Source organism: Ruegeria sp. BB10 (genome assembly GCF_056535725.1).
In genome coordinates this window covers 2,195,046-2,216,132 of record NZ_JBQFIW010000001.1, presented here as the reverse complement: position 1 = coordinate 2,216,132, position 21,087 = coordinate 2,195,046, and the positions used below count along the sequence as shown (strand labels likewise).

Genomic DNA, 21,087 nt, shown 5'->3' with positions numbered 1-21,087 from the left:
CTACTCCGGGAAATGGCTGACGATGATGAACATGACGGTTCCGATCAGCGTGACGATGAAAGAGTAGGTGAAGGCCCAAAGGACAAAGGGCTGCATCAGCATAAAGACACCCAGTGCGATAAGGATGGTTGCGACCATCTCCCATGGGCCGCGGCGGAGCCGCATCAATCCGGTTAGAAAGTCGCTCATTTGCGCACGGCTCCGAATGTGATCCCACGCAGCAAATGTTTGCGCATCAGGATGGTGAAAATCATGACTGGGATGAGGAAGATCGTTGCACCGGCCGCCACGGCAGGCCAGTCCAGACCGCCGATACCGATAATGGTCGGGATGAACGGTGGTGCAGTCTGTGCGTTCGCGGATGTCAGCAGCACGGCAAACGCGTACTCATTCCAGGCGAAGATCAGGCAAAAGATAGCTGTTGAGGCTATGCCGGTCGCGGCTTGCGGCAGCACCACTTTGTAGAATGCCTGAAACCTCGTGTAGCCATCTATGAGGGCGGCCTCTTCGTACTCTCTTGGGATTTCGTCGATGAAACCCTTCAGCAACCAGACCGCCAGGGAAATATTCACACCCGTATACAGCAGGATCATTCCCAGATGCGTGTCGCTCAGCCCAAGGTTTCTGAACATCAGGAAGATTGGGATGGCAACGGCGACCGGGGGCATCATCCTTGTACTGAGGATGAAGAACAGCAGGTCGTCCTTAAGTGGGACTTTGAACCTGCTGAAAGCGTAGGCGGCCAGCGTGCCAAGAAAGATACTCAAGAACGTCGAGCCGAATCCGATGATAACTGAATTCATAAAGCGCTCACCGAATTTGGATGGTCCGACAATCACCATGTCGTATTGGCGCACGATCTCATCGGCCCAGTTCTGCGGTGGGTTCGCTTCCAGAAATTCCTGCGTCTGCCGCGTGCGTGTGGTGAAGAGATTGACGTAGCCTTCAAGCGTTGGGTCAAAGACGATCTTGGGCGGGTAGCTGATCGCATCGGCTGGAGACTTGAAGCCAGTTAGCAAAATCCAAACCAGCGGGATCATCGTGATCAGCGCGTAAGTAATAACCAAGAAGCCTGCGATCCACTTGGACCGGTTCGAAGGTTCAGTGACGGAAAAACTACTCATCTCTGTTTCACCTTGTTCAGGGCTTTGACGTAGATCGACGCAAGGCCGAACACGGTGACGAAAAGGATGATCGCATAGGCCGAGGCATAGCCCGTACGCCACTTTTCAAAAGCCTCCCGCTTGAGATTGATTGAAGTGAGTTCCGTAACAGAACCGGGCCCTCCACCGGTTAGCTGAACCACTAGGTCGAACATCTTGAAGTTCTCGATCCCTCTAAACAGCACGGCCAGCATCAGGAACGGCAACACCATCGGGATGGTGATCGTAAAGAACTGCCGCAGCTTGCTGGCTCGGTCGATCTCAGCTGCCTCGTAGATGTAGTCTGGAATGCTGCGCAGACCGGCCAGACAGATCAGCATCACGAAGGGGGTCCACATCCAGGTGTCGACAATCACGATTGCCCACGGGGCCAACGTGACCGATCCCAGCATTTCAAAGCTCGATGGGTCCTTGCCGGTAAACCAGGACACGATGTAGTTAAACAGGCCGATTTGAGGTTGATACAGGAACTTCCAGAAGTTCCCGACGACTGCAGGAGACAGCATCATCGGCAGCACGATAATCGTGGTCCAAAGATCGTTGCCCTTAAATTTCTTGTTGATCAACCATGCCAGAGTAAACCCGATCAGGACCTGGAAAAAAATTGTCCAGAACAGGAAATGCGCCGTCGCCTGCATATTCAGCCATGTGTCCGAGTCTGTCAGGATACGCTCGTAATTCCTGAGCCCGACATCTTTGACTTCACGCCCGATCCGGTTGGCCTTGTAGTTGGTAAAGCTTAGTTGGATGGTCCAGATCAACGGAAAGATGTTGATCGCCAGCAATAAGAAAATCGTTGGTGAGATGAATATCCAGGCGATCGCGCGGTCGGATAACCCTCGGATTTTTCGCGCAACTCGCTCGGGCGTTGCCTGCGCAACGCGATCTACGGTCCTGTCAGACATCTCTTTGCCAGTTCTTTTTGGTTTCGGACTCACGGGTGAAGGTGGAGCGGGAGTGCACCCGCTCCTAGCTGCCTCCAGACTACAGCTTGCCTTCGTCTTCGAAGACTTCCGTCCAATCTTCGATCAGAAGATCTAGCGCTTCTTGAGCTGTGCCTTGGTCGGCAACCACGTAGTCGTGGATGCGCTTCTGCATTGCCAGCAGCAGTTCCGCATAGGCGGGCTCTTGCCAGAAATCCTGAACTCCAGCCATTGCTTCCAGAAAGTCACCGGCAAACGGTTGGCTGTCTACGAAACCAGGATCTTCCAGAACCGAGTTATGTGCCGAATAGCCTCCAAGTTCCCACCATTTGGCCTGAACTTCCGGCTGTGCAAACCACTTAATGTACTCAAGTGCGGCGTCCTGTTTGTCAGAGTAGCTGACGACAGAAATACCTTGTCCGCCGAGTGTCGAGCCTGGCTGATTTTGTGGTGGGTTCACGAAGAAGTCGATCTTGTCACCACCTGTATTGGGATCGGCATATAGACCAGGGAAGAACGCAAACCAGTTCATCGCCATAGCGACCTGACCGGACTTAAATGCATCCAAGCTCTCACCCATGTAGGAGTTGGTATATCCAGGAGGCGTCGCCGTTTTGTAGAATTCTTTATAGAACTCCAGCGCCTCAACCGCTTCCGGTGAGTTTACTGCGCCTTCCATATCATATGAGCCCGGGGTGTTTTCGTATTTGAAGCCCCAAGGATACAGTGCTCCGGTCACACCCATGGTGATCCCTTCCGAGCCGCGCTCGGTAAAGATTGCTGCCCCATAGACGGTCTTGCCGTCGATCTCACGACCTTGGAAGAACTGCGCGATCTGCAATAGTTCTTTTTGAGACTCGGGCTCGCGTAAATCCTGACCAGTTGCTTCTTTGTATGCGGCTTGAATTTCGGGGTTTTCGAACCAGTCCTTGCGATAGAACCAGCCATTCGCATCGCCCATCGCAGGCAGTGCGTAGTAATTTGGTGTGCCCTTAGGCCAAGTCGAATAAGCATAGACCGTGGCCGGCGCGAAATCGTCCATGCTGATGCCTTCTGCATTGAAGAAGTCGTTCAGCTGGACATAGTGGCCGTTTTCGGCGCCGCCGCCGATCCATTGGCTGTCACCAATCAGCAGGTCGCAGAGCTTACCCCCAGAGTTCAGTTCATTCAGCATCCGGTCCGCAAAATTTGGCCAGGGAACAAATTCGAAGTTCATCGAGTGGCCGGATTCTGCTTCGAATTCTTTTGATAGCTCAACAAGCGCGTTGGCCGGGTCCCATGCAGCCCAACAGAGTGTCAGATCTTCAGCATTTGCCTTGGTAGAAAGAGTAGTAGCGGCAAAGACTATTGCGCTGGCCGAGGCCAGTTTTGTGTAAGTCATCCATTCCTCCCTTTTTTGCGCCGTCAATCGAGGATGTGCGAATCGCGGCATACATCCAAGGCTATTTGAGGTACGCACCTCAAGTCCAGATAATTTTGAGGTTCGTACCTCAAGAGACCAGCGGAGATCGCAAATTTTGTCTCTTAGCTATTGATTCCTAGAGAAATTGTTCTTTGAACTTGATGCGCATGTATTTTTGGCAGCGAGGTATTGAATAGTCATATCGACTTAAATGGGCGCAGCCGTCATGCGGCCAACAGGTTTAGCGAACCCGCTTCTGAAGCGTTCAAAGATTATTTGGTCGATACCTTTGAGAATTCGAGATAGCGTCAAACAGCGCTGACAACTCGGGACCGTGCATAACTCTTTTTGGTTAGGTGTTGACGTATGAGCAATCTCTCCATCGTCCGATTGAACCGCTACCCTATAAAAGGCTTGAGTTCCGAGCCTATGCGAACTGTGACGCTGCGAGCAGGAGAGGGCATTCCGGGCGATCGCCTGTTCGGATTTGCTCGCTACAACTCCGGTTTCGACATGCAGAACCCAATGCCTCTGCCGAAAGATCGTTTTGTCGTATTGTTGAACGAGGCTGCACTGGCAGGCATTCAGACCGGTTTTGAAATTGAATCTCAGGCACTTGAGATCAATGCGAACGGAAAGACACGACGCTTTGATATGCGAGAATCTGAAGATCGGGAGAAGGCGGCAGAGTTCCTTTCTTCAGAGATCGACTTAAAAGATCCAGAGCTGCCAAAGTTTGTTTCTTCTACTCCTCATAGGTTTACGGATGTATCTGTCGTATCGCCGCAAATGATGAACGCGATATCCGTTTTGAATCTGGCCTCTGTGAAAAAGTTGGGCGAACAACTGAACGCAGAAATTCACCCGGCGCGCTTCCGAGCGAATATTGAGATAGACGGATTACCTTCGTTTGCTGAGCTGGATGCAGTTGGATCAGTTTTAAGATTTGGCGATGTCGAGTTGAAGATACTCTCACGTACGAAAAGGTGTGCAGCAACTGAAGTGAACCCGAAAACGGCCGAGCGCGACTTGAAAGTACCGTACCTTATTCGGAAATTGATGGGGCATATGGATATGGGCGTCTATGTCGAAGTGGTTAATGGTGGAACGCTAACGGTCGGTCAAACTGGGGAAATATTCGCCTAAACCTTGCCCCCGTCAAAGTGGCTTTTCTAAGAGGTTTGAGCCATGTTCGGGCAGACGATTAAACTCAACTCTTGCTCTGTCTTTCTTTTGGCTATCGGGGGTATCGAAGAACGTTGCGTTCGTGCTTTCTGATCAAGATACGATTGGAGGGCACTCCTTTGACGGAGCCTTGACAAGATTCCTTTTTAAAATAATTTTAATCATTAAAATATTTATGCAGGTGGTCCTCAATGTATCTGGGCTTAGATTTGGGAACGTCAGGTCTCCGCGGGATTCTGGTAGATGACTCAGGACACGTTGTCGGTGATGCCGAAGTCAGCATTTCCACCTCGACGCCCAAGCCTGGCTGGTCTGAGCAGGATCCTTTGGATTGGACCAACGCTTGCGTCGAGGTTGTTGGGAAGCTTCGCGTCGGCAACCAGCAAGCATTCTCAAAATTGCGAGGTATTGGCCTAAGCGGACACATGCACGGCGCTACACTACTGGATTCTGATGGCAAAATATTGAGGCCCTGTATTCTTTGGAACGATACACGGTCAGCTGATGAGGCGAGGATACTGGATCAATCGCCAGAGATGCGCGCAATATCGGGGAACATCGTATTCCCCGGGTTTACGGCGCCGAAACTCGAGTGGTTGCGCAGCCACGAGCCGGATGTGTTTTCAAAGGTAGACAAGGTACTGTTGCCGAAAGATTATTTGCGGTTTTGGCTTACTGGCGAATATGTCTCAGACATGTCTGACAGCGCAGGAACATCCTGGCTGGACGTTGACACTCGGCAGTGGTCAGAAAGGGCGCTGGCCATAGGTCACATGCGTGTCGAGCAGATGCCAAGCTTGGTCGAAGGCAGTGATCCGGGTGGAGAGTTGAAGGTCCGTTTGAGGCAGGAGTGGGGGCTTTCGAATCCGGTTGTCGTGGCTGGAGGTGCTGGCGACAATGCTGCCGCTGCCTGCGGGATCGGGAGCATCAACGACGGCACCGGTTTTGTCTCACTCGGAACATCTGGCGTGTTGCTTGTTGCGCGGGAAGCCTATGCTCCTGATCCGGAAACAGCCGTACACTGTTTTTGTCATGCGGTTCCTGATCGGTGGATACAAATGGGTGTCATGCTTTCAGCAACGAACAGCATGAACTGGCTTGCTCGCAATCTAGGCGAACCCGTGGAAAGACTTGCTGCAGCTATGCCAGGAGAAATAAATGGACCTTCTGCGATCACCTTCCTGCCATATCTGTCAGGAGAACGGACACCGCATAACAATAGCCATATCCGAGGTGCGTTTTTGGGCGTGGACATCTCGTCGGAACCCGCTGAGTTGACCCAGTCCGTAATAGAGGGTGTTTCTTTCGGAATGAGAGATTGCCTGGAAGCACTGAAGAGCACCGGAACCCAGCCAAATAACCTTATGGCAGTTGGAGGAGGTGCGCGATCTCGGTTCTGGCTGGAAACCTTGGCTACTGTTTTGCAAGTTCCGCTGGAATTGCCAAAAGGCAGCGAATTCGGTGCCGCAATGGGCGCTGCGCGCCTCGCGATATGTGCAGCCAACGATGCGGAACCAGCGCAAATCATGACGCCGCCGGAAATTCAGGAACGCATCGAACCACGCGGCGATCTGATTGACGCCTACGAAAACGAATACCGGAGATACAAGCAATTCTATCAGGCTCTTGCGCCGCTGGCAGCAAGATGAAACCAGAAACGGGTAAAGCCTCTGGGATTGAAGCTGCTATTATCACGGACGGGGATATGCGTGTTTCGGTCCTGAACTATGGGGCTATCACACAGGGTTGGTGGTACAAGGACGTCCCGCTCATTCATGGGTTTGAGGACCCAAATGAGTATCTCGCCGATACGCGTTACCTGGGCGCAATTGTTGGGCGCGTTGCCAACCGGATCAGCGGCGCGGCGTTTGACTTGGATGGCGCCAGTTTTGAACTGAACGCCAACGAGGGCAAAAACACCCTGCATGGCGGCGACGATGGGCTGTCTAAACAGTTTTGGGAACTCGAACAGATTGCACAGAACGAGGTTTTGCTGAGCTACGTTTCTCACGACGGAGAGGGCGGCTTTCCAGGGAATATCAGGTTCGAAGTCAGGATCTGCCTACAGGGCTCACGCTTGGTCTATTCAATAACTGCACAGCCTGACCGGCCGACGCCGATAAGCATTGCGCAGCACAACTACTACACTTTGGGTGCTGCAGATGGCGTAGACGGGCATAAGCTGAAACTCGCTTCAAATCGGTATCTGGAAATCGACGATCAGGGTATTCCGTCAGGCAAGGTGCTTGCGACCAACGAAAACCGTTTGGATTTTTCGACGCCCAAAACGATTGGAAGTGCTGCTGAAGGGATCGATCACTATTTCTGCTTTGATCACGATCGCGGCCCAAAGGCTCCGGTGGCGGAACTCACTTCACCCTCTGGCCTTGCGTTGACAGTCTACTCTGACCAGCTCGGAGCACAGGTTTATTCAGGCTATGAGCTGACGAAACCACGTTGCGCTTCACGTGGTGTGTGTATCGAGCCATCGGGTCATCCCAACGCACCGAATATCTCGTCGTTTCCTTCAATCATCTATACTCCGGAGAATCCGTATCGGCAGGAACTTATTCTAGAAGTTTCTGAGGAATGACATGAGAGCAGTTTCGCTATTCTTGATTATCGGCTCAACAATCTCAGCGGTGGGTGGTGCGCGTGCCCAATCGCTTGGTACTTTGCCGGAGTTTCTTGATCCTGACTTTGGAAGTGCTGAGCTGGGGCGTTTGCTGTTCTATGACCCGATTTTGTCTGGCAACAAGAATATCAGCTGCGCGACCTGTCATCATCCCAGGCTTGGCACGTCCGACGGTGTTTCCCTTGGTATAGGGGAAGGGGGAATTGGGTTGGGTCCAGAGCGGACATTGGACCCAGAGAATACCCCGGAACAACGTATTCCTCGAAACTCACCGGGGCTTTGGAATCTTGGAGCCACTGAGTTCACGACGTTTTTTCATGATGGGCGACTAGAGGTAGACACAACGCAACCTGATGGTATCAGAACCCCGTTGGGTACTCATATGCGGTCTGGTTTCAAGTCCGCGCTGGCCGCACAGGCGATGTTCCCGGTTTTGTCGCCAGACGAAATGGCGGGTCACTATTCTGAGAATGACGTGAGCAAAGCGGTTCGCCTCGGATTTCTGACACAGCAAGGCGGTGCGTGGGATTTGATTGCAGAACGTGTTGCGGCCATTCCAGAGTACGAGCAGAGGTTTGAGGACTTAGCGCCGGATGATGAAATTACGTTCACGGCAATTGCCAACGTAATCGCGGACTTTATCGCGTTCGAGTGGCGCGCGGATAACAGCCTCTTCGATCGCGCGATGCGAGGTGAGGCTGAATTGCCAGAAGAGGCCGAAGTTGGCATGGGCCTGTTCTACGGAAAAGCTGGCTGCAGCAACTGCCATTCGGGCTGGTTTCAGACGGATCACAAGTTTCATTCGATGGCACTGCCGCAGATCGGTCCGGGAAAGGCGGCGCGATTTGAAAACCATGTCAGGGACGACGGGCGTCTTCGCGTGACTGGTGATCCCGGCGACGCGTTTGCCTTCCGCACGCCATCTTTGCGCAACGTGACTCTGACAGCTCCGTACGGACACAACGGAGCCTACGCTGAACTTGAGGATATAGTACGTCATCATCTGGACCCGGTGGCGTCCTTGCGAAACTACTCGATCGAGATGGCCACCTTGCCGGACTTCCCCGGCTCTCACGACCAAAGGGCAATGTCGGATAATCAGCACTTGGGTGCGATTGCCCAAAGCAACAGCTTGTCGAAAGTAAGCCTGACGGATCAGGAAATCGACGCTCTTCTCAGATTTCTGGCAAGCCTTGAAGACCCGGCAGAGCGGCTAGGTGTGCCCGACCAAGTTCCAAGTGGGTTACCGGTTGAAAAGTAATCAGCGGTGAAGACGTATGATTTGGTTGGGCTGATAGTCCGACCACTCGCCTTTCGAACTATCCGGCCAGATCATACGAACCTGCACCTGGTCCTCACTCCCGAGCCCAAAATGCTGAAACCCAGCGATGCCACCAGCGTGACCGCCGCCGATTGTTAGCTCGCGGGTCTGAACACCCAGCGAGGTTTTGACTTCAACAAATCCACCAATCGCTGCGTGATTGGATTGATCCTGAGTGACATCCAGCAATAGCCAGTTGCCACCTTGAGAAGTGTTCTGGCTGACTTCTAGCTCAGAACCTCGGTTGACGACCACCAGATCCAGCTTCCCATCGTTGTTCAGGTCAGCAATCGCCGCACCACGAGACTTAGCCATCGAGGCAGCACCGGCATCTGCTGCAGCTTCAATAAACTGTCCGTCGGAGTTCTGTAGTAGTAGGTTATTGGGGTCGTTCAGAGCTGCATCGGGCATCTGTTCGACGTTTCCCTTGGCCACGAAAATATCGTCCCGGCCGTCGTTGTTGACGTCGCCAAACTGTGCGTGCCACCCGGTGGATGGCCTTCCGTCTCCGCCGATATGCGGTCTATGAGCGGTCGTACCCTTTTCGTAAGTTGCATCGAGCCAGGTCGGGCCGTTTGTCACTGGGTCAAAAATCTGGAGTTTCTGGTCGCCCATCGAGGTCAGATAAACTTCGGGAAATCCGTCTCCTGTAAGGTCGCGAGAGGCGATCCCCATTCCCCAGATCGAAAATGGAAGCCAGCCTTCGTCTTCCGAGTATTGCCGAGGCTCAGCCTCCATCGCCCATAACTGCTCGTGACCGCCGCGAACATAGTAGTGACGGTCGTTGCTGACGCGAAGATCAGCACGGCCAGTTCGGGCCCAGTCCGAAAACAAAATAGAAAGTGAGCAGTAGCCGGGCTCAAGATGCAATGGCTCGTGATACAAGTCGCCTTCTGGGCGGTACAAAAGGGTTGGCCCGCAGGATTCAAAAGGACCTTCGGGATCAAATCGATCAACATAAGTGCCAAACGCCAAGGTCGGTAAAGTTTGCCCGCTTTCCCATGTTGCCGAGAAACCTGTGGTCCAGTGATCCTCGGACTGAAACCCGAGTTCAGTGAAAGGGCTGAATTGGCAGTCGGTATCGCCCCGAAGAAGCAGGTCTGGGCCAACACGCAAAATCGCCAAATCCACTATGCCGTCGCTATCAACGTCGAGAGGGTAGGCGCCGGTCACACCGGCCAGCGAAAGATCTTCAGGCGTCTTTGCCTGAAATGCTATCTGTTTCTTCGAGGTATTGATGAACAGTTTAGACCGGTTGGAACCGCCAGACAAAAAGAGTTCTGGCAGCGAGTCCCCATTGCAATCGAAAACGGCCACACCACCGCCGACAAAATGCTCCCACCCGCCATCATAGACATGTTTTGGTACATCCACATTTGTAAACTGGGGAATAACAGTGTCCGCATTCGCAACTGTGCCCAAAGTCGCAAATATCGCAAACTCAAGACGCATTCGCCGTCAGCTCCTTGACCTTGAGAATTGAGATTTGTTCAATTCCATAGGCCGCCGCCCCCTTGGCCCACATCATGTCACCCCAGTGATGAACTTTGATCTGGGGCAAAGGTGCATCGACATTCACAACGCCGTTTTGAATGCGGGTCATAACTTCGTTGGAACACAAATGCTCAAAGCTCATTTGTGCCCCCGAGACGATAATGCACTCTGGGTCATACAAGTTGATCAAGTTGGAAATCCCGAGGCCAAACATCTGACCTGCGCGGGCAAGCACTGACGAAGCTCTGTCGTCACCTGAGTTGGCGCGGTCATGTATGTCGGAAACGGTTTCCATGTCGTTGGTATGACCGGTGACTGTCATCTCGCGGATCAAAGCATAGTCGCCCACATAGGCTTCTAGACATCCGCGTTGACCGCATTGGCAAAGGGCTCCGTCAAGTTGAACTTTGGTATGCCCAAACTCAGCGCCGCAGCCTCGTTCTCCACGGTATAGTTTGCCATCCAATACGATGCCAAGGCCAACACCGTGTTCGATCGTAACAACGAGGAAGTTCTTTAAACCCTTACACAAGCCAAAAAGCTGTTCGGCCTTGGCGACAAGATTGGCGTCGTTGTCGACGAATGCGGGGCAGGGCAGCTCATTTGAAAGCAAGTGGCTGAAATCAATATTTCTCTCAGTAATTGAGGATGACCAGTGGACAAAATTCTTGTTTGCATCGACCAGTCCAGCCACCCCGATAGAAACACCTGCCAAATGAGCGACAGTACGATCGATCTGACTGCAGGTTTCTTCAAGAGCTTCGCGGATCGCCGAAACAAATACTTGCGGCGACATTCTGGCGTGATCCAGAGCATATTTATGGGATGCGACTTCGTTACCTTCAAAGTCGACCAAGATAACGGAGATTACTTGCCGAGCCACCTTGAGGCCGGCCACAAGGTGCATCTGGCCGTCCAATTGCAGCAATACTCTGGGTCTGCCTCTCTTCCCCGACTTTGACTGTGCTTGGCTTTCAGTCTCCTTCACCAGCCCGGCCGAGATGAGATCAGCCGTGGCGGCGGTGACAGTCGCAGGGCTGGTTTGCAAGGCGGATGCAATATCGATCCGCGAGACGGACCCCTTGGCTCTGATGTGCTCCAATACCCGTAAGCGGGTCGTATTTCTTTGTTCCAAAGAAACCGGAGAGGCTTTGCTTTTCAGCATCTTGTCCTCGCGAATCTTGCTGTTGGCCCAATCTATTTGAATTTGAGTGCCTCTTGTAGAGTAAATATTTTACCGACTGAAATAAATATGGTATTCAAATTTGTGAGAGCCGCGAATCGAAATGCGATGGCTCGGCAAATGGGAGAAAATCATGAAGAGAATTCTCAGCTTTTCGGCTGTGGCCACTTTGTTGGCTTCGACCGCATTCGCAGAGCCAGTGGTCGGTGTAAGCTGGTCGAACTTTCAGGAAGAGCGTTGGAAAACAGACGAAGCGGCCATCAAATCGGCGCTTGAAGCAGGGGGTGCCGAGTACATCTCGGCAGACGCGCAATCGTCTTCCGCAAAGCAGCTTTCGGACATTGAAAGCCTGATCGCCCAGGGCGTGGACGCGCTTATCATTCTGGCGCAGGACGCGCAGGCAATCGGACCGGCTGTTCAGGCTGCGGCGGACGAAGGTATTCCGGTCATTGCTTATGATCGCCTGATTGAGGACGACCGCGCGTTCTATCTGACCTTCGACAACGTGGAAGTCGGCAGAATGCAGGCCCGGGCTGTTTTTGAAGCCATGCCCAAGGGTAACTACGTGATGATCAAGGGCTCTCCTACTGATCCGAACGCGGATTTCCTGCGGGGTGGACAGCAGGAAATTATCGGAGCAGCAGTGGACAGCGGTGACATCGTAATCGTTGGTGAGGCCTATACGGATGGCTGGTTGCCCGCGAACGCGCAGCGGAACATGGAACAAATCCTGACCGCGAACGAGAACAACGTGGATGCGGTCGTTGCGTCGAATGACGGTACTGCAGGTGGCGTTGTTGCGGCTCTGACTGCGCAGGGCATGGAAGGCATTCCGGTGTCCGGTCAGGATGGCGACCACGCAGCGCTGAACCGTGTCGCGTTGGGCACTCAGACGGTTTCAGTATGGAAGGACGCCCGCGAACTTGGAAAGGCCGCTGGCAAAATCGCTGTCGCATTGAGCGGTGGGACAAGCCCTGCTGATGTCGAAGGCGCAGTTAGCTGGACATCACCGGGTGGGACCGAGATGAACTCGGTTTTCCTAGCGCCTGTTCCAATCACTAAGGACAACTTGTCCGTGGTTGTGGATGCCGGATGGATCCCGCTGGAAGATCTTTGCCAAGGCGTTGAAAACGGACCTGCCCCTTGTAACTAAACCACTCAGCCCTGGGCCTCTTAGTCTGGGCCTGGGGCAAATGCTGAATATGAAAGATCGGAAATGACCGAAACTTCGTCTCAGCCGATACCTGAAAAAGCGAAACCCAGCCTGTTCCAGCAACTGGAACTGGACATGCGACTTTTGGGAATGATCGGCGCGTTTGTCATCCTGTGCATCGGATTCAACATCTTCACAGATGGAAGGTTCCTGACGCCGCGCAATCTATTCAACCTGTCCATCCAGACGGTTTCAGTAGCCATTATGGCTTGCGGAATGGTGTTCATTATCGTCACGCGACACATCGACTTGTCGGTTGGCGCACTATTGGCAACAACCTCGGCTGTGATGGCAATGACGCAAACCGAGCTTTTGCCGCAGGTACTTGGTATGGGTTTGAACAACCCGGCAACCTGGGCGATCACAATCGTTGTCGGACTGTTTGTCGGCACACTGATTGGTGCATTTCATGGCTGGATGGTCGGCTATCTGACGATACCGGCTTTCATTGTCACACTTGGAGGGTTTCTGGTTTGGAGAAACGTAGCGTGGTATCTGACTAGCGGCCAGACGATTGGTCCTCTGGATAGTACATTCCTGATGTTTGGCGGAACCAATGGAACATTGGGAACGACGACAAGCTGGCTGTTCGGCTTGTTTGCTACCGCAATCGCGATCTGGGCGTTGTGGAGTGGCCGACGTGCAAAAGCAGCACATGGTTTTCCTGTGAAACCTGTTTGGGCCGAGGCCACTTTGGCCGGGATAATCGCAATCGCCATCCTTGGGTACGTTTACATCGTAAACAGCTACGCCATACCGACGCGCCGACTGCAACGTATGTTCGAAGCGCGCGGAGAGACAATGCCGGAGGGGCTGGTCGTCGGATACGGCATACCAATTTCTGTCCTCATACTAATCATAGTCGCGGTTACCCTGACGATCGTGGCACGGAAAACCCGGTTTGGTCGGTACATCTTTGCCACTGGCGGCAACCCAGATGCGGCAGAGCTTTCGGGTATCAACACTCGGCTGCTGACCGTTAAGATCTTTGCTTTGATGGGTTTCTTGTGCGCCGTTTCCGCGGTGGTCGCCTCGGCCCGCTTGGCAAACCATTCGAACGACATTGGTACGCTCGACGAACTTCGGGTCATCGCCGCTGCAGTGATCGGAGGAACCGCATTGTCGGGCGGCATCGGTACCATCTATGGCGCGATCCTTGGTGCATTGATCATGCAGGCGCTGCAATCGGGCATGGCAATGGTTGGCGTTGACGCGCCGTTTCAGAACATCGTCGTCGGCAGCGTCCTCGTGTTGGCCGTCTATATCGACATTGTTTACCGCAAGCGACTGGGGGCCAAGTGATGCAAGCTCAGGATACTCAGAAAAAAACTTCCGGCACTGGGCGTGGGTCAGGCGCGCCGCCATTGGTCGAGATGCGCGATATTTCGATTTCCTTCGGTGGGATCAAGGCCGTCGACCATGTGTCGGTCGATCTCTATCCGGGTGAAGTCGTTGGCCTGCTTGGCCATAACGGGGCCGGGAAGTCCACTCTGATCAAGGTTCTGTCCGGCGCCTATCAGATGGATCACGGTAAGATCCTGATTGATGGCAAGCCAGTCGAGATTGGCAATACCCGTGACGCCCGGGCGAATAACATCGAAACGATATATCAGACGCTCGCCTTGGCCGACAATCTGGACGCGACATCGAACCTGTTCCTGGGGCGCGAGATGACGACGCCTTTTGGTTTGGTCAATGACGCAGCCATGGAGGCCGAGTGCCGAAAGATCATGGCTCAGCTCAACCCGAACTTTCAGAAGTTCAATGACCCGGTCTCCGCCTTGTCGGGCGGGCAAAGACAATCAGTGGCGATCGCTCGGGCTGTCTACTTCAACGCACGTATTCTGATCATGGATGAGCCGACAGCAGCGCTCGGGCCGCATGAAACTCAGATGGTGGCGGATCTGATCCACCAGCTAAAGGCGCAAGGCATCGGGATATTTCTGATCGATCACGACGTGCATGCCGTCATGGAACTGTGCGACCGCGCCTCGGTCATGAAGAACGGAAAACTGGTTGGGACGGTCGATATCGCAGACGTAACTGATGACGATCTATTGTCGATGATCATTCTCGGCAAGCAGCCAGCACAAAAAGCAGAGTAGGGGGCAGAAATGCCAAGTGGATTTTTTGAAGGGATCGAGAAGGTCCAGTTTGAAGGCGTGGACAGCAAGAACCCGTTGGCCTTTCGTCACTACGACCCGGATGAAATCATCATGGGCAAGCGTATGGAGGACCATCTGCGGTTTGCGGTGGCCTGGTGGCATTCATTCGCGTGGGAGGGTGGAGACCCCTTTGGTGAACCTACGTTCGAACGCCCATGGTATCCTCAGGACGATATGGACCGGGCCCGCCAGAAGGCAGATATTGCATTCGAATTGTTTGAGCTTTTGGGGCAGCCATTCTTTTGCTGGCACGACGCTGATATCCGGCCTGAACAGGGAAATTTTGCCGATAACCTGCGCACATTGGAAGAAATCACCGATTATATCGGTGAAAAGATGCAAGTTTCTGGCACCAAACTGCTTTGGGGTACGGCCAATATGTTCAGTCATCGTCGCTGGATGTCTGGCGCCAGTACCAATCCTGATCCCGACGTTTTTGCGTTCGCTGCAGCGACAGTGAAATCCTGTATGGATGCAACTCACAAACTAGGCGGTGAAAACTATGTTCTGTGGGGTGGTCGTGAGGGCTACGAAACCCTTCTGAACACAGACCTGAAAACCGAATTGGACCACATGGGCCGTTTTCTGAACATGGTCGTAGAGTACAAACATAAGATCGGGTTCAAAGGCACCATTCTTGTGGAGCCGAAACCTCAGGAGCCTTCCAAGCACCAGTACGACTATGACGCAGCTACTTGCATCGGTTTTCTCAGGAAGTATGGGTTGGAGAACGAAGTGAAACTAAATCTCGAGCAGGGCCACGCGGTCCTTGCCGGGCATAGCTTTGAGCATGAAATTGCGGTTGCGGCTGCTGAAGGGATGCTGGGTTCGATTGATATGAACCGCAACGACTACCAATCCGGATGGGATACAGACCAATTCCCGAACAATACACCGGAAGTTGCCCTAGCTTACTATTACATCCTAAAAGCTGGTGGTTTTACCACCGGCGGAACAAATTTCGACGCCAAAATTCGCCGGCAATCGATTGACGCTGTCGATCTGGCGGCGGCTCATATCGGCGGAATGGATATATGCGCACGTGGTTTGAAAGCAGCGGCTGCAATGATTGAAGATGGAGGTTTGGAAAACGCGCTTTCGCAACGCTACTCCGGTTGGAAGTCTCCCAAAGCGGAGGCCATGTTAGGCAGTAGTCTGGATGATATTTCCGCTCGCGTCTTAAATGAAGGAATAAACCCAGAGCCGCAATCTGGACGCCAGGAAATACTAGAGAATTATGTGAACAGATTTGTCTAACTGCCAAACTTGGGTGTTTTCCACTGCTGTCAAAAGTCATGCCAAGCCGTCTTTGGTGCTGAGGGCACGAATGGAGGTTTTGTTCATAACCCGTCCATTTAGACAAAACCCCTCCTTATTATGGTCGAATGGCCTCAATTCGTTTTGGGTCACAAATGCTTGACGTTTGGGTCGCAAATGAGTGACGTAAATGACCGATTTATTGAAGTTTTGACCGTCGATTGAGTCAATTATCAGTGGCGTTCCACATTTCCAGTTGAACGTCACACGAACCTGACCCAACCGTCATAGTTGGACCAGAAACGGGATGAACGTTCGACATCAGAAGGCGCCCCCAAAGTTGGACATCAGTTGAATTTGATCTGACTTCCCTTTCGGAAAACCAGAGCTGATTTGCAGGTCAGACAGCGAAGCTGCCTGTTCCTGCTAATCTGCCACGTGGCGAACGCGGGAGGGGCGAGGCAACGCTATTCGACAGGGGTGGTGCGGCCCGCAGGCGCAGCCGAGGACGAGGTCTTGTCTAATAGGGTTGCCCGAGGGAGGGTCGCGCCCTCACCCAGACGGCAAAGGGCGTTTGGTTTGTCCAAATCCCGCTGGCCCACGAAAGGAAATTGATGGGATGGAGGGCCCGCGGCCATTTGCGATTGAACCCTTTTGTCAAACTTTAAAAAGTAATAGTGGCCACCAAGCTGCCGTTCGCCGCGGCAGCAGCACTGCACCTCACGAGCGGCGGCTATATAGCATAAGCAGACTTTGCAAATCTGCAAAGCCCATCCTCAATCGACAGACGGCGTGGTCCGGCTCAATCACCGATTTTATCAACGCCGTGTGATTTCAAAGCGGAATTATATGAATTGATTTTGACGCTCGTTTCTAGGCAATAGGCGCGATACGTTTCGTCAGTATCTACTCAGCGTCTCCAGTATTATGTTCCGCGTATTGACGTCGTTGTGGAAAATCCTGCCGGCGAGAAACTCGGACGGAAACTCAGGCCATGTCCTGCGCATTTCAGCGACGAGCCGTCGTGCTTCTTCTGAATTTCCCAACTGATCATACGCAACGGCTTGGAATAAGAGCGAAGGCGCACTGACTGGCGCTCCGGCAGCTGGCGCTCCCTGAAAGGCTTCAACAACACTTTCGTAGTTCCCGAGCATTAGTTGTGAAACGCCCCAGATGTTTCTCGCACCAAACCTACCAGATCCTGATTTGGGTCTCTCCGGGTTGCTAACCTCGGCAGCAAGTTCCGGGGCGTTAGCCAAGATGGCGGTCATACCTGCAACGTCGAGAATATGGCCATCCTTCGGCGCCAGTTCGACGGACATTCTAGCGTATTTCAATGCCTCGTTTGGCTGGTTTTTGACAGCCAGCACCCAACCATTTGCGCCGTTTGCCCACGCATCAGAGGGGGACAATTCAAGCGCTTTTCCAGACATTTCCGAGGCTTGATTGAAGAGATCATCCCTTTGTGCTTCATCCGGCGACAACACTGCCAGGATCGCCAAGACCTGCGCTGATCCGGCATAGCCGTCGGACAGAGCCGGGTCGAGTTCCCTAGCGTGCTGGAACATTCCCAGCGCTATTTGCTGACGCTTGACATCAAAAACGGGGAAAAACATGCCGCGGGCTTGATCCGCAAGGTTGACCGCCTGGAGTCGTGTCAATGATTGTTCACCAAGCGCCACACGTTCTGCTTGTTCGATGGATCGAGTTGTTGGCACAACCTCCCTGCTATCCTGGCTCATCCAGATGCCAAGCACAGCGACCAATGCAAGAACACCCAGTCCTGCATGCAGCAGTTGCCGCGAACGCCAACGGCCAACTGGATTGTCGCTCTTCAGTTCACTTGATGTGCGGTCTTCGATTGCAGGTTCGAATGAAAACCGCGGCTTGTATCCGCCGGGGTCAACAAAAATGCGAACTCCATTGCCGTCCCAGTGATCTTCGTAGAACTGATGCAAAAGACGACGCAGCCGCCTTGCCTCAACGCGAACCAGGTTTTGACCACCAGTACCATCTATGCGCCGCCCATAGACCTCAACAGCGATAGCTTTGCCTCTAATCTGAGTGCTTCGACCAGATAGAGATTCCTCGACTATATAGGTGAGAAATTGCGTGAGTCGTGGTGAAGCTTGAAACCCGTCGCTTGATACGATTCGACTCAGAGCTTCCCGGATGAGTTCCGGAGAAGGCTGTCCAACATGTTGATTTATTGTTAAATCGTTGGATTTGTTCAATGTCAACTCACCCCCAACTCACGGTGACTCACTTGGCCTTTGCGGTCAACCGCACTCATCTTGATTTGAGAATAGATAGTGGGTGTCGGGACTTTTCCAGTGACGGTCGACCTGATTGAAGAAATTCCAGAACTTTCTGATGTGCTTTCGGGGCGTATCGGAACGGATGCGCTACTCGGCGAAGTCATCGAAGACCTGAAGAAAGCATCTGCGTTTTCGAAAGACGCATCGATCTCGGCCTCAGAGCGCGCCGAATGGGCCCACATCAAATCTGAACTCATCAACGAGCTTCGCCGGATGTTGAAGCGCAACCTTTGAGATACTTCCAACTGAGGACCAATCCATGACCAAGGAAGACAATAGAAAAGACCAAAACGACAAACAGGTTCAGGCGTCAGATCAAATTGAAGACCCGTCGCGACGGAGTGTTCTTAAGGGCTTGGCCACAGGAGCGGCTGCGACAGGGGCGGCTGGGTTAGCGGCAGGGAGTGCTGAGGCTCACCAAGGAGACGGCCCCTTGGGAGAAACACTCAAGAACCCATACGGTGGTCGGCCCGCAGGCGGCATCTCGTTGCCGGAGTACTTCCGTCCGACGAAGTACATGACTGGTTCAAATGCGAACTATTTTCCACTTAGTGAGGAGTTGGGGCCAGATGAGATGCGCATCTCATTCTGTGGCTCAACACCATATCCGCCGCGTGAAGATCAGGCGGGTACTTGCATCATGGTGGAGCTGGGGAATGGAAAACGGTTCTTCTTTGACTTTGGATCCGGTTGTGTCCGCAACATCATTGCCATGCAAGTGCCGGGGCAACTGATCAACGATATCTTCATCTCCCATTTGCATGTCGACCACTACGCCGACATTCCTTATATCTATCCGTTCCGGGCCTGGTCTGGAGGGTATACACCATTGCGCATCCATGGTCCCTCTGGTCGGACGCCCGAACTCGGCACAGCCGGAATGGTTAAAGGTATGCAACAGATGCTCAAATGGCATCTTGAAGCTTTCGACGTGTTCCCAATTGGTGACGGCTATGAGATCGAGGTCAACGAGTTCGATTTCCGCCAAGAAGGTGGCATCGTTTATGACCAAGACGGTGTGACTGTTCGGTCCTGGCCGCGCAGTCATGCCAAGGACGGCGCAGTTGGTTATCGGCTCGATTGGAACGGTCTGAGCTTTGTATGGACCGGCGATGGACGCCCGGATGAGCTTTCACGGAAATATGGCGAAGGTGTTGATGTCTTTGTAACCGAAATGTCGGGACAGGATATTGGTCAGTTGATGACCTACAAATACGGTATCCCACAGGATCTCTTTAATTACACTATCGATACGCATCACACCTCCCACTATGCCGTGGGTAAGCTCTTTGCTGACACAAGGCCGCGTTTGGGAATGGTGACACACTATACCCAGGACGAAGACATCGACGCTGAAATGCTGGCTGGTATTCGCGCCCACTACGACGGTCTGTTCCAATGGGGTCTCGATGTAGCCGTTGTGAACGTGACCAAGGATGCAATTTGGTACAGGAAAGCTGCACTGCCCGGAAAATCCGGTACTGTGCCACCATTTCGTGAACTGGCTGCGGCAGCCGAGGCCGGGCGTATTGAGCTTCCGGATGAAATCACATTACCGAATCCGAGGCTCACCCGAGCAGATCAGCAAGACCAGAAGTACCGTGATATGGAGATCGATCCACGCGAATACTACCCAACTGACGTTTTCCGAGCACCCGGCGGGGACTGGCCGCAGGACTTTACCATCAAAGTTTCGGATGTAATCGGCTCGCGTGATGAAGACTGAGAGGAGATCGAACAATGATTGAATTTGGTTCGACTTCTGCGATCCCTGTGACGATCCTTACTGGCTTTCTAGGAGCCGGTAAAACAACGCTTCTAAACCGCATACTGACAGGCAATCACGGGTTGCGGGTTGCGGTTCTGGTAAATGACTTTGGATCTATCAATGTCGATGCAGACTTGGTGGTCGGCCTCGAAGATGACGTCATGAGCCTCGCGAATGGGTGCGTTTGTTGCTCGATACGAGATGACTTGATCGAAACGGTGGAAGCCGTTCTCGCCCGGCCCGAGAAACCGGAATACATCGTCCTTGAAGCAAGTGGAGTGTCGGATCCGTCATCAATTGCAATGACATTTACCGATCAGAAGTTTCGGGACATGATCCGCTTGGACAGCCTTATGTGTCTGGTCGATGCGGAACAGTTATTTGCCGCGCCTGAACAAATGGAGTTGAAGCTCCGTCAAATTGCGTTCTCGGACATGGTTATTTTGAACAAGGTCGACCTCGTCGACAGGGCCGCTGTTCAAAGGGTGCACGATTGGCTCGGGTCTCGCTTCCGTCGCTATCGTTTGGTCGAAGCTGTCAATGCGGACGTCCCACTGGATATACTTCTTTCAGTCGGTCGCTTTGCCGCCGAACAGCTACAAACAGAAATACCCGATCATCATGAACATGGACCGGATTGTGGTTGCCACCACTCTGATCACTCGGACAGCTTCTCAACAACTATGATGAAAGCTGAACACCCCATAAGCCTATCCTCTCTCCGCAGCGCTATTCGGAAGCTTCCCGGTGATGTCTATCGTCTCAAGGGTTTTGTCTTCAGTGAAGAGGATCCGGATCATCGCATTCTTGTTCAGGTCGTTGGAAAACGTATGGACATCGCACGGGATGGAACATGGGGTGACCGCAAACCCGAAACAAGGCTTGTCGCCATAGGCGCACCGGGGGCCCTCTCCGAGGATGTGCTTTCGGATACGCTTATGGAGACAGTCTGAAAGCCATGTTCGATCAAGTATTTTGGCTATAAGCCAACCGTGCTGGATAATGTCATCCAGTTCGGCGGCGGCGGACTGTGAGTGGGCCATTGACGTCATTGCCAACC

The 21,087-nt window shown here is 53.0% G+C and carries 18 protein-coding genes; 11 read left to right on the top strand and 7 right to left on the bottom strand.

The features are described from left to right. The 4 genes from ACR3EP_RS11410 to ACR3EP_RS11395 all read right to left on the bottom strand — a co-directional run bounded on the left by ACR3EP_RS11410 (position 1) and on the right by ACR3EP_RS11395 (position 3,467). Positions 1–189 (bottom strand): hypothetical protein, encoded by a 189-nt coding sequence (locus tag ACR3EP_RS11410; RefSeq protein ID WP_010442360.1) that lies wholly within the window; start codon positions 187–189, stop codon positions 1–3. Then, positions 186–1,124 carry a carbohydrate ABC transporter permease gene (locus ACR3EP_RS11405; RefSeq protein WP_425082609.1) on the bottom strand — a complete coding sequence of 313 codons (939 nt, stop codon included), beginning with the start codon at positions 1,122–1,124 and terminating at the stop codon, positions 186–188. Before ACR3EP_RS11405 ends, ACR3EP_RS11410 begins: the two co-directional genes overlap by 4 nt. Then, on the bottom strand, positions 1,121–2,068 hold the full coding sequence (locus ACR3EP_RS11400; protein WP_170332156.1) for a carbohydrate ABC transporter permease: 948 nt from the start codon (positions 2,066–2,068) through the stop codon (positions 1,121–1,123). Before ACR3EP_RS11400 ends, ACR3EP_RS11405 begins: the two co-directional genes overlap by 4 nt. A gap of 79 nt (positions 2,069–2,147) precedes the next feature. Next, positions 2,148–3,467, bottom strand: coding sequence for an ABC transporter substrate-binding protein (locus ACR3EP_RS11395; RefSeq protein ID WP_480637885.1), 1,320 nt, complete (start codon positions 3,465–3,467; stop codon positions 2,148–2,150). Positions 3,468–3,854: 387 nt separating this feature from the next. Between ACR3EP_RS11395 and ACR3EP_RS11390 the strand changes: the two genes are divergently transcribed. The 4 genes from ACR3EP_RS11390 (at position 3,855) to ACR3EP_RS11375 (ending at position 8,569) form a co-directional block, all read left to right on the top strand. After that, complete coding sequence (locus ACR3EP_RS11390) at positions 3,855–4,634, top strand: MOSC domain-containing protein (protein ID WP_480637883.1); 780 nt, start codon at positions 3,855–3,857, stop codon at positions 4,632–4,634. A gap of 230 nt (positions 4,635–4,864) precedes the next feature. Further along, a complete protein-coding gene (gene xylB, locus ACR3EP_RS11385) occupies positions 4,865–6,322 on the top strand; it encodes a xylulokinase (protein ID WP_480637882.1) in 1,458 nt (485 codons plus the stop codon). Then, positions 6,319–7,266 (top strand): aldose epimerase family protein, encoded by a 948-nt coding sequence (locus tag ACR3EP_RS11380; protein ID WP_480637881.1) that lies wholly within the window; start codon positions 6,319–6,321, stop codon positions 7,264–7,266. The genes xylB and ACR3EP_RS11380 overlap by 4 nt, the downstream gene beginning before the upstream one ends. 1 nt (position 7,267) lies before the next feature. Then, entirely contained in the window at positions 7,268–8,569 is a 1,302-nt protein-coding gene (locus ACR3EP_RS11375; RefSeq protein WP_480637879.1) for a cytochrome-c peroxidase, read from the top strand. On the opposite strand, the gene ACR3EP_RS11370 is transcribed toward ACR3EP_RS11375, so the two are convergent. Continuing rightward, positions 8,570–10,081: a CRTAC1 family protein gene (locus tag ACR3EP_RS11370; protein ID WP_480637878.1), complete on the bottom strand. Its 1,512-nt coding sequence runs from the start codon at positions 10,079–10,081 to the stop codon at positions 8,570–8,572. Then, entirely contained in the window at positions 10,071–11,288 is a 1,218-nt protein-coding gene (locus ACR3EP_RS11365; RefSeq protein WP_480637876.1) for an ROK family protein, read from the bottom strand. Before ACR3EP_RS11365 ends, ACR3EP_RS11370 begins: the two co-directional genes overlap by 11 nt. Positions 11,289–11,439: 151 nt before the next feature. Here ACR3EP_RS11365 and xylF point away from each other — a divergent pair, with 151 nt between their 5' ends. The 4 genes from xylF (at position 11,440) to xylA (ending at position 15,941) form a co-directional block, all read left to right on the top strand. After that, positions 11,440–12,459, top strand: coding sequence for a D-xylose ABC transporter substrate-binding protein (xylF, locus tag ACR3EP_RS11360; RefSeq protein ID WP_480637874.1), 1,020 nt, complete (start codon positions 11,440–11,442; stop codon positions 12,457–12,459). 63 nt (positions 12,460–12,522) lie between these two features. Continuing rightward, entirely contained in the window at positions 12,523–13,821 is a 1,299-nt protein-coding gene (locus tag ACR3EP_RS11355; protein ID WP_170685390.1) for a sugar ABC transporter permease, read from the top strand. Further along, positions 13,821–14,624: an ATP-binding cassette domain-containing protein gene (locus tag ACR3EP_RS11350; RefSeq protein ID WP_480637873.1), complete on the top strand. Its 804-nt coding sequence runs from the start codon at positions 13,821–13,823 to the stop codon at positions 14,622–14,624. The genes ACR3EP_RS11355 and ACR3EP_RS11350 overlap by 1 nt, the downstream gene beginning before the upstream one ends. Positions 14,625–14,633: 9 nt before the next feature. Beyond that, a complete protein-coding gene (gene xylA / locus ACR3EP_RS11345) occupies positions 14,634–15,941 on the top strand; it encodes a xylose isomerase (RefSeq protein ID WP_480637871.1) in 1,308 nt (435 codons plus the stop codon). An 899-nt stretch (positions 15,942–16,840) separates the two neighbouring features. Here the strand turns inward: xylA and ACR3EP_RS11340 are convergent. Next, a complete protein-coding gene (locus ACR3EP_RS11340; RefSeq protein ID WP_170399537.1) occupies positions 16,841–18,175 on the bottom strand; it encodes a tetratricopeptide repeat protein in 1,335 nt (444 codons plus the stop codon). Positions 18,176–18,274: 99 nt separating this feature from the next. Here ACR3EP_RS11340 and ACR3EP_RS11335 point away from each other — a divergent pair, with 99 nt between their 5' ends. The 3 genes from ACR3EP_RS11335 to ACR3EP_RS11325 are packed head-to-tail and all read left to right on the top strand — an operon-like array spanning position 18,275 to position 20,980. Next, the gene (locus tag ACR3EP_RS11335; protein WP_170346907.1) at positions 18,275–18,493 is read left to right on the top strand and encodes a hypothetical protein; all 219 of its coding nucleotides are present in this window, start codon (positions 18,275–18,277) and stop codon (positions 18,491–18,493) included. A 25-nt stretch (positions 18,494–18,518) separates the two neighbouring features. Beyond that, a complete protein-coding gene (gene gntH, locus ACR3EP_RS11330; RefSeq protein ID WP_425082620.1) occupies positions 18,519–19,985 on the top strand; it encodes a guanitoxin biosynthesis MBL fold metallo-hydrolase GntH in 1,467 nt (488 codons plus the stop codon). 14 nt (positions 19,986–19,999) lie between these two features. After that, positions 20,000–20,980 carry a CobW family GTP-binding protein gene (locus ACR3EP_RS11325; protein ID WP_170399540.1) on the top strand — a complete coding sequence of 327 codons (981 nt, stop codon included), beginning with the start codon at positions 20,000–20,002 and terminating at the stop codon, positions 20,978–20,980. Positions 20,981–21,087: the final 107 nt, after the last annotated feature.

Coding starts and splice junctions, on each gene's coding strand:
- ACR3EP_RS11410 (WP_010442360.1), bottom strand. CDS start 189: ATGAGCGACTTTCTAACCGGATTGATGCGGCTCCGCCGCGGCCCATGG.
- ACR3EP_RS11405 (WP_425082609.1), bottom strand. CDS start 1,124: ATGAGTAGTTTTTCCGTCACTGAACCTTCGAACCGGTCCAAGTGGATC.
- ACR3EP_RS11400 (WP_170332156.1), bottom strand. CDS start 2,068: ATGTCTGACAGGACCGTAGATCGCGTTGCGCAGGCAACGCCCGAGCGA.
- ACR3EP_RS11395 (WP_480637885.1), bottom strand. CDS start 3,467: ATGACTTACACAAAACTGGCCTCGGCCAGCGCAATAGTCTTTGCCGCT.
- ACR3EP_RS11390 (WP_480637883.1), top strand. CDS start 3,855: ATGAGCAATCTCTCCATCGTCCGATTGAACCGCTACCCTATAAAAGGC.
- xylB (WP_480637882.1), top strand. CDS start 4,865: ATGTATCTGGGCTTAGATTTGGGAACGTCAGGTCTCCGCGGGATTCTG.
- ACR3EP_RS11380 (WP_480637881.1), top strand. CDS start 6,319: ATGAAACCAGAAACGGGTAAAGCCTCTGGGATTGAAGCTGCTATTATC.
- ACR3EP_RS11375 (WP_480637879.1), top strand. CDS start 7,268: ATGAGAGCAGTTTCGCTATTCTTGATTATCGGCTCAACAATCTCAGCG.
- ACR3EP_RS11370 (WP_480637878.1), bottom strand. CDS start 10,081: ATGCGTCTTGAGTTTGCGATATTTGCGACTTTGGGCACAGTTGCGAAT.
- ACR3EP_RS11365 (WP_480637876.1), bottom strand. CDS start 11,288: ATGCTGAAAAGCAAAGCCTCTCCGGTTTCTTTGGAACAAAGAAATACG.
- xylF (WP_480637874.1), top strand. CDS start 11,440: ATGAAGAGAATTCTCAGCTTTTCGGCTGTGGCCACTTTGTTGGCTTCG.
- ACR3EP_RS11355 (WP_170685390.1), top strand. CDS start 12,523: ATGACCGAAACTTCGTCTCAGCCGATACCTGAAAAAGCGAAACCCAGC.
- ACR3EP_RS11350 (WP_480637873.1), top strand. CDS start 13,821: ATGCAAGCTCAGGATACTCAGAAAAAAACTTCCGGCACTGGGCGTGGG.
- xylA (WP_480637871.1), top strand. CDS start 14,634: ATGCCAAGTGGATTTTTTGAAGGGATCGAGAAGGTCCAGTTTGAAGGC.
- gntH (WP_425082620.1), top strand. CDS start 18,519: ATGACCAAGGAAGACAATAGAAAAGACCAAAACGACAAACAGGTTCAG.
- ACR3EP_RS11325 (WP_170399540.1), top strand. CDS start 20,000: ATGATTGAATTTGGTTCGACTTCTGCGATCCCTGTGACGATCCTTACT.